The following is a 12,487-nucleotide window of genomic DNA, read 5'->3' as shown; positions in this document are numbered from 1 at the left end:
GTTTTTTACGAAATTATAAACTTTATAATATTTTAAATATTGTACTTCCACATTATTATGGCATTTTCTTTTGGATTACTATAAAAATTTTTTCTTAATCCTTCTTCTTTAAAACCATGTTTTTTATAGAGATTTTTTGCAGGAGTATTAGATTCTCTAACTTCTAAGGTAAGAGATTTTATGTTAAGTTCTCTACACAAAGAAATTAAACTTTCTATTAAAAGATTTCCAATTCCCTTTTTTCTGTAATCAGGATGAACTGCAACATTTGTTATATCTCCTTCATCAAATAAAATCCACATTCCAACAAAACCAATAACTTTATCATTATGTAAAGCTACTATATATTTTGCAAGATTATTTGAAAGCTCATTTTTTATAGATTCTATACTCCAAGCTTCTTTAAGACTTAACTTACTTACTTCAAATACACCTTTAATGTGAGAAGAATTCATAAGCGTTATTTTATAATCTTTCATTATTTTAATCTCATTCTTTCTTCATATTCTCTTTCAGCTTGAGATTTTCTTAAATATATAGGAGCATACGTATTTAAATCATGAGATATTCCTTCCCTTAATAGTTTTAACCCTAATTCTCCAACAGAGGCTGCTTTTGGGTAGGAAGAATGTTTAGGTGCAAAGTTACAATTAGGAAGTTTTTCGATTAAGGTATTTTTATGTTTTTCTATACCATCTCCTACAAAGATTACATCTTCATTTTTTTCTTTTATTTTTTCTATTAAATCAGTTAAAGAAATACATTCCTTTTCGCTAATAGATTTAAGTGTATCGCCTTCTTTTTTATATAAGGATGAATAAACATTTCCTCTAAGTGCATCTATAATAGGACATATTATTCCATTAAATTCTGAAATATTATAAGCTAAGGCATCAAGAGAAGAAATACATACAGAAGGCTTCTGACTTCCAAAGCTTAATCCTTTAATAGTTGCCATTCCAATTCTAAGGCCAGTAAAAGAACCAGGACCTTCACTAATAGCAAATCCATCTAAATCTTTTATTTTTAAGTTGTTATACTTAAGTAAATCATCTATTAAATCCATTAATAAAACAGAATGTTGTTTTTTATCATTTAAATTTATTTCTCCTAAAACACCTTTTTCACTAACAATTGCGCAAGTAGCTGTGCTAGAGGAGGAATCAATAGCTAATACTAACATCTTTTTATCTCCTTTATGTAGTTATATCTATCACCATAACCATTAATAGTTATTTTTCTAAAGTTTTCGCCCATTTCAGGTAATTTTTCTATTTTTATATGTATATATTCTTCAGGAATAAGTTCTTCTATATAGTTAGCCCATTCAATTAAACTAACTCCATCACCAAAAATATATTCATCAAAACCAATTGCTTCAATTTCATCAGGGTCGTTAACTCTGTAGACATCAAAATGATAAAGAGTTAATCTACCACTATGATATTCATTAACTATATTAAAAGTTGGACTAGTTATATGCTCATTAATTTCTAATCCTTCTGCAATTCCTTTACTTATGTGAGTTTTACCAGTTCCTAAATCTCCAGTTAAACAAAGAATATCTCCTTTATTTACAAGGGAGCCTAGTTGTCTTCCAATGTTCATAGTTTTATCTACACTATCTACTATAAATTCCATAAAGAACTCCTTTCAAATTAACACTCTTTAATAATTCTATCCAAATTTTAAGAAAAAGAAAAGAGAGTGTTAAATTAATAATTATTTTAAATTCCTATGCTTAAATCTTAAGATAATATTTCTTAATAGTATATAGAAAAAGATTTCTATATAAAATTATTATAATATTAATTAGGGAAGTTTAAAGGAAAGTTAATTTGATACTTTCATAAATTTAATATATTTAGATAAATATGTAATAAAACAAGAGTATAATAAATGTATAAGATATGTTTAATTTATGAATGGGGGGATTTTTATGTTAGTAAAAGCTATTATGACAAAAAAAGATAACCTATATCTAGTTAATTCTAATACAAAGCTTAAAGAAGCATTAAAAATAATGAATGATAATAAATTTTTATCAATTCCTGTAGTAGACGGAGAAAAATTTAAAGGTGCAGTAGCTAAAAGTTCCATATATAAATATTATTTTAATCATAATTTGAGCAAGGATGATATTTTAAACAATATTACTGTAGGAGAAATATTAAAAACAGATGTCCCTATAATAAATAGTTCTGAACATATTGAAAAAGCAGTTTCTATGTTAGAAAGAATGAGAATTTCTTTTGTAGCTGTAGTTGATGAATTTGATAATTTTAAGGGAATATTAACTCATAAAGCAGTTTTTAGAGAGTTTAATAATGCCTTTGGACTTAATAAAGGAGAAAGAATAGTTATTAGGTCTTATGATGTTCCAGGACAATTATCAAAAATAACAAAATCAATATCTGAAGAAGGTGGAGATATATTAAGTGTAGTTATTGTAGATACAAAAAGTTTAACTGAAGTTAAAGAGGTTATAGTTAGAGTAAAAGATGTAGATATAAAAACTATTAAAAGAAATTTAAAAGAAGCTGGTTTTAAATTATCGTAATAAGCCATTATAAACATATAAATATAAAAGGAATATATAAATAAAAAAATTTTTTATTTATATATTCCTTATTTTATTTTAAATTATATGTATTTTGATTAAAAATAAAAAAATAAATAAAAAAACTCTTGCGTTAAGTTATTTTTTAATATATAATAAAATCTGTGTTCAGGGGTATGGCTCAATTGGTAGAGTAGTGGTCTCCAAAACCATTGGTTGTGGGTTCGAGTCCTACTGCCCCTGCCAGTTTAACACATTAAATATAATATTATAGGGGTATGGCTCAATTGGTAGAGTAGTGGTCTCCAAAACCATTGGTTGTGGGTTCAAGTCCTACTGCCCCTGCCAAAAATCAGCGAAGTAATTCGCTGATTTTTTTTGTCTTAAAATAAAAAAAAATATTATGGAAAAATATAGACTTAATTCCTTCTATTTCATAGGTTTATAATCTTACTTTTGGTTAATATAATAGTGTAAGCAAGAGATAATTAAAATTCAAGCTTACATATTACCAAAGCCAAAGGAGGAATTAGAAATGTCAAAATCATTAGTTCCAGAAGCAAAAAATGGATTAAGTAAATTCAAAAATGAGGTAGCTAGAGAATTAGGTGTTCCATTCTCAGATTATAATGGAGACTTAAGTTCAAGACAATGTGGTTCCGTAGGCGGCGAAATGGTAAAAAGAATGGTAGAAGCTTACGAAAGTCAAATAAAATAATAAACCTTTCGCACATACTGAATTAAAAAAAGACTCATTAAAATTTGAACATAATACGTGTTCTAGTAAAGTGATTCTAAAAATTTAGAATAGGAGAAATGTTATGGAGGATATACCGCCAAAGCATAATATCTAAACTTCTACCAAAAAAGGTTGTATAGAGAAATTATATTTCTCTATACAATTTTTTTGTTTTTAAAGAATTTATAAGTAAATATTGACAATAATATAAAAGTAATATAAAGTTTATAATATAAAAATGCAAATCATTTGCAAAATATCGGAGGAAATATGAAAAAATTAGCCTATATATTTTTAGGAATTTTTATAACTACTTTTTTTGTAGGATGTCAAAAAAATAAAGCTTTAGAAGAAAATGCTGAAGGTAAAATAGCTATTACTGTTAGTATTGAACCTTTAAGAGAATTTGCAGAAAAAGTAGGTGGTGATAAGGTTTATGTTAAGACTATGGTTCCCCAAGGAACTGAACCTCATGACTTTGAACCAAAAACACAAGATTTAATTGAATTAAATAAATCTAATATCTTTGTTTATAATGGCTTAGGAATGGAACATTGGATTGACCAAGTACTTAATACTATTGAAAATAAAGAACTTCAAGTAGTTGATGCATCTAAGGGTGCTGATATTTTAAAAGAAGGAGAAAAAGTAGATCCTCACCTTTGGTTAAGTTTAGAAGGAGCTAAAGTTGAGGCTAGAAATATAAAAGATGCACTTATTAAAGTAGATTCTAAAAATAAAGATTATTATGAAGAAAACTTCAACAAATTTTCTAAAGAATTAGATTCTCTAAAAGATGAGTATAAAGGAAAGTTTGATGAATTAAAAAATAAAGATTTTGTTACAGGTCATGCAGCTTTTGGATATTTATGTAGAGAATTTTCTTTAAAGCAAATAAGTGTTGAAAATTTATTTGGAGAGGGTGAAATAACACCTCAAAAAATGCAAGATATAATAGAATTTTGCAAAAAAAATAATATAAAAACAGTTTTTATGCCAGAGTTATCTAGTGAAAAGATATCACAGACTTTAGCTAAAGAGATTGGTGGAAAAATTGAAAAAATATATACTATAGAAAGTAAAGAAGATGACTTAAGTTATATTGAAGCTATGAAAGAAAATCTTTCTAAGATATATAAAGCATTGTCTACTCAAAATTAATATTTAAATATAATATTTTAATAAAAGAAAAACCTATAAAATTTTTATAGGTTTTTTCTTTTATTAAATTTTCAAAATAGGATTAAAATACATTTGTATGAATATATGATAACTATGGTATAATATTAAAAAAGTGTTTTGAGAGGATAAAAATGGATAATATAAAAAATAATTATGAAAGTAAGATAGAAGAAGATTTAAAGATTTTAAAATCTTTAAAAAGTCAATACAATTTAATAAGTCTATTAAGATTGATAGTAGCTCTAAGTCTTATATTTTTTATTTTCTATGCTTATAGTCTAGGTTCCATAAGTTTTGGAATTATAATGTTTTTATTGAATTCTCTACTTTTCTTATACTTAGCTAAAGTCCATGAAAGTATATTAATTAAAAAAAATAAAAGAGAAGCTTTCTTAGAGATTAAAAAGAGAGAGTTATTAAGATTAGAAGGAAAATGGAGAGAATTTAAAGATTTAGGGGAAGAATATTTAGATAAAAAACATTCTTTCACAAATGATTTAGATATTTTTGGTAAAAACTCTTTATTTCAATGGATTAATGAAACAGGAACAGTTTATGGAAGAAAAGCCTTAAGCTCATTATTAAAATTAGAGCATATTCCAAGTAAGAATGAAATTTTGGAAAGACAAAAAGCTTTAAAAGAACTTTCAGAAAAAAGTAGTTTTAGAGAAGAGATTATAGCTACTTTAAAAGACAATAAAGGAAAAAAAGAAAAGTATCTAGGTGAATGGTTAAAGGAGAAAGAACTTGGAATTAATTCTTTTAAAAATTTTGTAAGAATAGTAATGCCTATTGTAAATATACTTATTACTATTTTAGTTATATTTAATATTTTATCTTGGCAGATTTTACTTCTTTCATTAATACTAAGTTATGCTTTTTTAAAGTTTGGAGGAAAAGAAGTTTCTAAGGGGTTAAGTATTTTTGATGATTTAAAATATAGGATAAAATCTTATGTAGAAGCTTTAGAATTAATAGAGAAGGAAGACTTTAATTCTGTCATTTTAAAAAATATAAAAAACAATTTAAATAAAAATGGAAAAAGTGCAAGTAAAGAACTTTTTTATTTAGAGAAAATAACAAGTTGGCTTTATGATAGAGGAAATATTTTTTATATACTTTTAAATGCTTATTTACTTTGGGATTATCAAATTATTTCAAAGCTTGATAAATGGAAACTTAGAAATGGAGAGTTCTTTGAGTCATGGATGAACTCTTTAGGAGATTTTGAATCCTTAGTATCTTTAGCAGGTTTTTATCATAACAATAATAATTGGACTATACCAAAAATAAATGAAGGATATGAATTAAAAGGGGAAAAGCTTAGTCATCCTATGTTAGGAGATAAGGGCGTTGGAAATAACTTTGAGATAAATAAAGAAAGTAGAGTTTTATTAATTACAGGTTCTAATATGTCAGGAAAAAGTACATTTTTAAGAACTATTGGCTTTAATTGCATACTAGCCTATTTAGGACTTCCTGTAAAGGGTGAAAGTTTTGAAACTCCTATATTAAACATTTATACATGTATGAGAACAGGGGATAACCTTGAGGAGAGTATATCCTCTTTCTATGCTGAGATACTTAGAATTAAAATAATGGTTGAAGGTGTAAAAAGAGGAGAAAAAATTCTATTCCTTTTAGACGAAATATTTAAAGGAACAAATTCCCTAGATAGACATGAAGGAGCTGAAATATTAATAAATCAACTTTTAGAAGGAAATACTTTAGGATTAGTTTCAACTCACGATTTTGAACTTTGTGATATGGAAAAAGAAAATTATAAAATTAAAAATTATAACTTTAGAGAATATTATGAGAATAATAAGCTAAAATTTGATTATATTTTAAGAAAAGGTGTATCTAAAACAAGAAATGCTAGATATCTTATGAAGATGGCAGGTATAGATATTAAATAAATTTAATGAACAAAGTTAAAAGTCATAATAAAACTTAATTTTAGACAAATTACATTAATTTTGATATAATAAAAAAATGATGTATTTATTAAAAAAGCCTTAAATGGCTTTTTTTCATGAGTAGAGTTATTTAATAAAAGAGGATTTAGAATAAATAGCAAAAATTTAGGAGGCATGTATATTTTGTTTACAGAAAAGGTAAAAGCAAAAGAATATTACATAAAGGATTTATTAAGTAATAAATTCTTATTTGAAATTCCAGATTACCAAAGAGCGTATTCTTGGACTAAAGAAAATTTAAAGCAATTAGTTGAAGATATTTGGGAATCAGTAGAGATAAATAAAGCAAGAGGGAATAAGGTTTTTGACCAATATGAACCATATTTCTTAGGAAGTATTGTTTTATGTTCAAAGGAATATAAAGATGATGGCTTTGGAGTTTATGATGTAATAGATGGACAACAAAGACTTACATCTATAATAATTTTAATTGCTACAATAAGAGATTTAATAGATAATGAGGAATACAAAAAAGTTTTATCAGATTTAATATATCAAAAAGAAAATGTTCTTATGGGAATTAAAGAAAGCATAAGAGTTAAGGCTAGAGGTAAAGAGGAAGAGTTCTTTAAAAAGTACATATTAACTGAAGGTGGAACAGAGTTAGTTGAAGCTTTAAAGGTAGAAGAACTTTCAGAAGCTAAACAAAATATGGTTAATGCAATAAAAATCTTTAGAGAGAGTTTCTTTAATGAAAATGGAGAGCTTTTAGAAGAAAAATTAAATGAGTTTATAGTTTATTTACTTCAAAAAGTTGTTTTAGTTGTAATAACAACAGAATCTTTCACTTCAGCTTTTAGATTATTTAATGTAATAAATGCAAGAGGCTTACCTTTAACAGATTCAGACCTTTTAAAAAGTGAAAATTTAAGAGTTATGAATCCTGAAATAAGAAAAGAATACACAGATATTTGGGAAAGTCATGAGCAAGATTTAGGAAAAGAAAACTTAGATAGATTAATTGGTTTCATGAGAACAATGAAGCTTAAGAATAAAGTTGAAGAAAGTGTTTATGAAGATTTTAGTAAAAAAATATTTAGAGATGAACCAGAATATTTAGGGGTTAAGTTTGTAGAACATTTAACTTCAGTAAAAGCTTTATATGATAAATATATAATAGATGGAGCTCTTGAAGGTGTGTCAGAGGAAGAAAAATTTTATTATAAGAATTTAATAAATATAATGAGAGAATTTTTACCTTATGATGATTGGATGGCAGCTGTTATTAGATTTGCTGAAAAATTTAAAGATGATAAGTTAGTTCTAGAATTTGTTAAAGTTTTAGAAAAAAGACTTGTTATTGATTGGGTAAATGGAAACTCTTTTGCAGATAGATTAAGTAGAGTTTATGAAATTTTACAAACTATAGAAGAGAAGAATTCCTTAGAAGAAATAAAAGAAGCTCCAGTATTTTTATATGATTTAGAAAGAACAAGTGCATATTTTGAAAATGCTTTAAATGATATAGATTTTTATAGCAAAGGTAGAATGATGATACCTAAATATGTTTTTGTAAGACTTGATATGGAAAAAAGACCTAATGAAATTATAGATTATAGTGATAAAATAATGATAGAGCATGTTCTTCCTAGAAATGCAAAGGAAGCTTATTGGAAAGATAACTTCTCAGCTGACCAAAGAAGAAATTGGGCTAATAAATTAGGAAACTTAGTTATAATAACAGGTGCTAAAAATACTAGGGCTAATAATAAGCCTTTTGCTGAAAAAGTTGAGCAGTATTTAAGTAAGAAAAGTGATTTTGCTATAACTAAGGAGATTTTAGAGTTACCTGATTGGAATATGGATTCTTTAAAAGAGAGACATGAAGATTTAGTAAGTAGAGCTTTAGAACTTTGGACTAAGTTTTAATATAATTAGTTTATAGAGTAAGAAGGGTGTATTAAAGTAACTTTTGTTATTTTAATACATCTCTTTTTCTTTAGAAAGAAGTTAAAATTTGCTTTTTAAAAAATATATTATTTATAAATATAATATATTTTTATATTTTAGTATATAAAAGGAAATAATAACTCAAATTTAATGAAAAAAAATAAAATTCATGGCATAATTATATATGGATATAGATAGTGAGAGGAAGTAGAAAATGGGGTATGTAATAATAGACCTAGAATTTAATAATATGCAAAATATTACAAAATTTTATCCTAATATTTATAATGAACAAAAGGAATTAAAAGAGTTAGATTCCTATAATGAAATAATAGAGATTGGGGCTATAAAATTAAATAAATTTATGCAAAAGGTTGATGAGTTTAAAACTTATATAAAGCCTTCAGTATTTAAGGTTTTAAACCCAAAGATAATAGACATAACAGGAATAACAGAAGAAGATTTAAAAGATGGGGTTAACTTTGAAGAAGCTATGGATAAACTTAAGGATTTTATTGGAGAAGAGGATATTTTATGTTCTTGGGCTACTGATGATATTGTTCATATAGTTAATAATGCTAAATATCATTCTTATAAAAATATAGAATGGATAAAAAAATATATAGATATACAAAAATATTGCACAAAAATATTAGCACATAAAAAGTCGCTAAGTTTAAAGCATGCCTTAGAAGAATTAAAAATAAAAATGGATAAAAATAAACTTCATGATGCATTAAATGATGCAGTCTATACAGCAGAAGTTTTTAAAAGATTATATAATGGTAAAAAAGTAAAGGAGTATATTGTAGATGATGTTTACAATATGCCTTCTATAAGGGTAAAAGATTTAAAAAATTATAATTTAGATTGTGAGGATTTTGAATTTAAATGTCCAAAATGCAATATTAAAATGGAAATGGAGCATCCATTTAAATTATTTAGTTGGAGGTTTGTATCAATTGGCAAATGTCCAAAATGTAATAGAAATGTAAGACAAGAAGTTGTGTTAAAGAAAACTTTATCTGGAAATTTAGTTTATGAATCAACAAATTCCCTAATAAATGATACAGAATATATAGACCTTGAATATAAATTTAAAAAGTTAGCTAAATGACAATAGATTGTCACTTTACAAAAAATATATATGATAGAATATATGTATAACTATTATTATAAAAAAATTAGGGGAACTGATATATTATGAATATTGCTTTTTTTTTAACACCAAAAAGTGAAGTAGCATATGAATATACAGATGCAACAATGAGACAAGTTATGGAGAGAATGGAGCATCACGGGTATACAGCTATTCCACTTATAGATAAAACAGGAAAGTATGTAGGTACTTTAACAGAAGGGGACTTGCTTTGGACTTTAAAAAGAAATCCAGAGCTAAATTTTAAAAACACTAATTTAGTTAGTGTAAAAGATATTCCAAGGAAGGTTAGACATAAAAGTGTTTGTATTAATGAGAATATGGAAAGTTTAATATCATTAGCAATATCTCAAAACTTTGTACCTGTTGTTGATGATAATGGAATATTTATAGGAATAATAAAAAGAAGTGATATAATAAATCACTGTTACAATAGTCTATATAACAAAAATTAAGGCAAAAGCCTTAATTTTTTTTCTTTAGTATTGATTGAATTTTCTTAAAGTATTATTATTAATTATATTTAAATAATTAAATCTTTTTAGTAGTTTTAAATAAAATAAATTTATTATATAATATCTTTAATAAATTTAGAATGTGAATTTAGAAAGTGGGGGAATTTTGTGATAGCTTTATTATCACCTGCAAAAACTTTAGATTTAACAAAAGCTAGTTTAGATATAAAGACAAGCAAACCTATTTTTATAGATGAAGCTAAAGTTATTATGAATGATTTAAAAAAGCTAGAAATTCAAGACTTATGTCCTTTAATGAAAATAAGTGATGATTTAGGCGTTAAAACATTCATGAAAATTCAGGATTGGAATACAATTTATTATGGTGATGAAAAACCCTTTTTATTATCTTTTAAGGGGGAGGCATATAAGGGATTAGATGCAGATGATTTTACAAAAGAAGATTTAGAGTTTTGTAATTCTTCTTTAAGAATATTATCTGGGCTTTATGGTTCTTTAAGACCGTTAGATGGAACAAAGGCTTATAGATTAGAAATGGGAACCAAAATATCAATTAATGGTTTTAAAAATCTTTATGACTTTTGGGGAGATAAAATAAAAAATTCAATATTAAAAGATTTAGAAGGACATAATGAAAAGGTAATTATAAATTTAGCATCAAATGAATATTATAAATCTGTAAAAGGTATTGAAAAAAATGTTAGAGTTATAACTCCAGTATTTAAAGATAGAAAAGGCTTTGATTACAAGATAATTACTGTATATGCTAAAAAAGCAAGAGGAGAAATGGTAAGATACATAACTAAAAATAGGATTACTAAATCCGAAGATTTAAAAAATTTTGATTTAGATGGATATGAGTTTAATGAGGGGCTTTCTGAAGGTGATACATGGGTATTTACTAGAGATTAGCTAAAAATCATAAATATTAAATCATGATATAGTAATAATATTTATAGATTATTATATAAAATTAATATAAAGAAATTAAAATTTTAAGGAGAGATTTTTTTATGAGCAAACTTATTTTAGAGATTGATGGAATGTCATGTTCAAATTGTGTTAGACATGTTGAGGCAGCTTTATTAGATGTTGATGGAGTAGATGTATTAGAAGTAGAGGTTGGTAGAGCTGTTGTTGATACTGAAGTTGATGAAGATACTTTAAGGGATGCTTTAGAAGAAGTTGGTTATGAATTAGTTTCAATTGAAGATTAAATTTTTTAATTACCTAGTAGCAATTTAGTTATTAGGTAATTTTTTTATTTTATATAAATATCTAATAAATTTTACATAGACTTGTTTTATAACATAGAGTTATGTAAAATATTTTATAAAGTAAGCCTTAAATGAAGGAGATGTAAAAATGAGTGAAGATATTACAATGTCAGAATTAATGGATAGCTTTGAATTAAAGCATTTTCATAAAGGAGAAATAGTTAAAGGAAAAGTTATAAGTGTAAAAAATGATGAGATAATAGTAAATATTGGACATTTTGCAGATGGTATTATTCCAAAAAATGAAATTTCAAATGATAAAAACTTTGATATAAATTCAATAAGTGTAGATGATTACATATATGTAATGATTTTAAGTGGTGATGATGGAGAAGGAAATGTTCTTTTATCTAAAAAAAGAGCAGATGAAATAAAGGTTTGGGACGATTTAAAAGAGGCTTTTGAAAAGGAAACTCCTATAAGAGTAACACTAAAGGAAGTTGTTAAAGGTGGAATAGTAGGAGATTTTAAAGGTGTTAGAGTATTTATGCCAGCTTCTCAATGTGCAGGAAGAAAAATAGAAAATTTAGAAGAATTAGTTGGAAAAACTTTAGAAGTTAAGGTTATAGAGTTTAATAAACATAATAAAAAAGTTGTTGTTTCAAGAAGAATAATAGAAGAAGAAATTAGACAAAAAGAAAAGAAAGAACTTTGGGCTTCTATTAAAGAGGGAGAAAAAAGAAAAGGAAAGGTTACTAAACTAGCTAAGTTTGGTGCTTTCGTTGATATTGGTGGAGTAGAAGGATTAGTTCATTTAAGTGATATGTCCTGGTCAAGAGTTAATAAGCCAGAAGAAATTGTATCAGTTGGTGATGAGGTAGAGGTATTTGTATCAGAAGTTGATATGGATAAAGAAAGAATAGCCCTTTCATTAAAGGATGTTATTAAAAATCCTTGGGAAACTTTAGATGAGTTAAAGGTTGGAGATGTAATTTCAGGAAAGGTAACTAATTTTATAAAGGTTGGTGCTTTTGTTGAAGTTTTACCTGGAATAGAAGGGTTAGTTCATATTTCAGAAATTACAGATGAGAATATAGCTAAGCCATCAGATATATTAAAGTTAGGACAAGAAGTTAAAGTTAAAATCTTAAACATAGATGATGAAAATAAAAAAATGAGTTTAAGTATAAAGGATGCTGTGGAAAGTTCAGATGAATATAAAAAATATAATGATGAAGAGGAAGGGTATTCTTTAGCTGATTTGTTTAAGGGTTTAAATTTATAA

At 25.6% G+C, this 12,487-nt stretch carries 13 protein-coding genes and 2 tRNA genes; 12 read left to right on the top strand and 3 right to left on the bottom strand.

The annotated features are described in order from the left end of the window. Nucleotides 1–32 precede the first annotated feature (32 nt). From rimI to tsaE, 3 genes are read right to left on the bottom strand one after another with little or no spacing between them, the layout of a single operon-like run. A complete protein-coding gene (rimI, locus tag AC4FRL_RS06745) occupies nt 33–479 on the bottom strand; it encodes a ribosomal protein S18-alanine N-acetyltransferase (RefSeq protein ID WP_491139436.1) in 447 nt (148 codons plus the stop codon). Further along, nucleotides 479–1,183 (bottom strand): tRNA (adenosine(37)-N6)-threonylcarbamoyltransferase complex dimerization subunit type 1 TsaB, encoded by a 705-nt coding sequence (tsaB, locus tag AC4FRL_RS06740; RefSeq protein WP_491139435.1) that lies wholly within the window; start codon nt 1,181–1,183, stop codon nt 479–481. Before tsaB ends, rimI begins: the two co-directional genes overlap by 1 nt. Beyond that, entirely contained in the window at nt 1,177–1,641 is a 465-nt protein-coding gene (gene tsaE, locus AC4FRL_RS06735; RefSeq protein WP_491139434.1) for a tRNA (adenosine(37)-N6)-threonylcarbamoyltransferase complex ATPase subunit type 1 TsaE, read from the bottom strand. The genes tsaB and tsaE overlap by 7 nt, the downstream gene beginning before the upstream one ends. 298 nt (nt 1,642–1,939) lie before the next feature. On the opposite strand from tsaE, the gene AC4FRL_RS06730 reads away from it, so the two are divergent. The 12 genes from AC4FRL_RS06730 (at nt 1,940) to rpsA (ending at nt 12,487) form a co-directional block, all read left to right on the top strand. Further along, nucleotides 1,940–2,560, top strand: a complete 621-nt coding sequence (locus AC4FRL_RS06730; protein ID WP_491139432.1) for a CBS domain-containing protein — start codon at nt 1,940–1,942, stop codon at nt 2,558–2,560. 170 nt (nt 2,561–2,730) lie between these two features. Then, nucleotides 2,731–2,806 (top strand) — tRNA-Trp (locus AC4FRL_RS06725). Between the two features lie 26 nt (nt 2,807–2,832). Then, nucleotides 2,833–2,908 (top strand) — tRNA-Trp (locus tag AC4FRL_RS06720). Nucleotides 2,909–3,095: 187 nt separating this feature from the next. Continuing rightward, nucleotides 3,096–3,278, top strand: a complete 183-nt coding sequence (locus tag AC4FRL_RS06715) for an alpha/beta-type small acid-soluble spore protein (RefSeq protein WP_003452440.1) — start codon at nt 3,096–3,098, stop codon at nt 3,276–3,278. A gap of 291 nt (nt 3,279–3,569) precedes the next feature. After that, nucleotides 3,570–4,460 (top strand): metal ABC transporter substrate-binding protein, encoded by an 891-nt coding sequence (locus tag AC4FRL_RS06710; protein WP_491139431.1) that lies wholly within the window; start codon nt 3,570–3,572, stop codon nt 4,458–4,460. A gap of 152 nt (nt 4,461–4,612) precedes the next feature. Continuing rightward, nucleotides 4,613–6,400 carry a MutS family DNA mismatch repair protein gene (locus tag AC4FRL_RS06705; protein ID WP_491139430.1) on the top strand — a complete coding sequence of 596 codons (1,788 nt, stop codon included), beginning with the start codon at nt 4,613–4,615 and terminating at the stop codon, nt 6,398–6,400. Nucleotides 6,401–6,583: 183 nt separating this feature from the next. Beyond that, on the top strand, nt 6,584–8,329 hold the full coding sequence (locus AC4FRL_RS06700) for a DUF262 domain-containing protein (protein WP_491139429.1): 1,746 nt from the start codon (nt 6,584–6,586) through the stop codon (nt 8,327–8,329). A 235-nt stretch (nt 8,330–8,564) separates the two neighbouring features. Beyond that, nucleotides 8,565–9,467 carry a 3'-5' exonuclease gene (locus AC4FRL_RS06695; RefSeq protein WP_491139428.1) on the top strand — a complete coding sequence of 301 codons (903 nt, stop codon included), beginning with the start codon at nt 8,565–8,567 and terminating at the stop codon, nt 9,465–9,467. Nucleotides 9,468–9,553: 86 nt separating this feature from the next. Beyond that, nucleotides 9,554–9,964, top strand: a complete 411-nt coding sequence (locus AC4FRL_RS06690) for a CBS domain-containing protein (protein WP_491139427.1) — start codon at nt 9,554–9,556, stop codon at nt 9,962–9,964. 168 nt (nt 9,965–10,132) lie between these two features. Beyond that, nucleotides 10,133–10,897 carry a peroxide stress protein YaaA gene (gene yaaA, locus AC4FRL_RS06685; protein WP_491139426.1) on the top strand — a complete coding sequence of 255 codons (765 nt, stop codon included), beginning with the start codon at nt 10,133–10,135 and terminating at the stop codon, nt 10,895–10,897. 101 nt (nt 10,898–10,998) lie between these two features. Continuing rightward, nucleotides 10,999–11,202, top strand: coding sequence for a heavy-metal-associated domain-containing protein (locus tag AC4FRL_RS06680; RefSeq protein WP_003452305.1), 204 nt, complete (start codon nt 10,999–11,001; stop codon nt 11,200–11,202). A 148-nt stretch (nt 11,203–11,350) separates the two neighbouring features. Then, nucleotides 11,351–12,487 carry a 30S ribosomal protein S1 gene (gene rpsA / locus AC4FRL_RS06675; RefSeq protein ID WP_491139425.1) on the top strand — a complete coding sequence of 379 codons (1,137 nt, stop codon included), beginning with the start codon at nt 11,351–11,353 and terminating at the stop codon, nt 12,485–12,487.

This window comes from Clostridium sp. TJA032, assembly GCF_058310275.1.
This window is presented reverse-complemented; position numbering and strand designations above follow the sequence as displayed.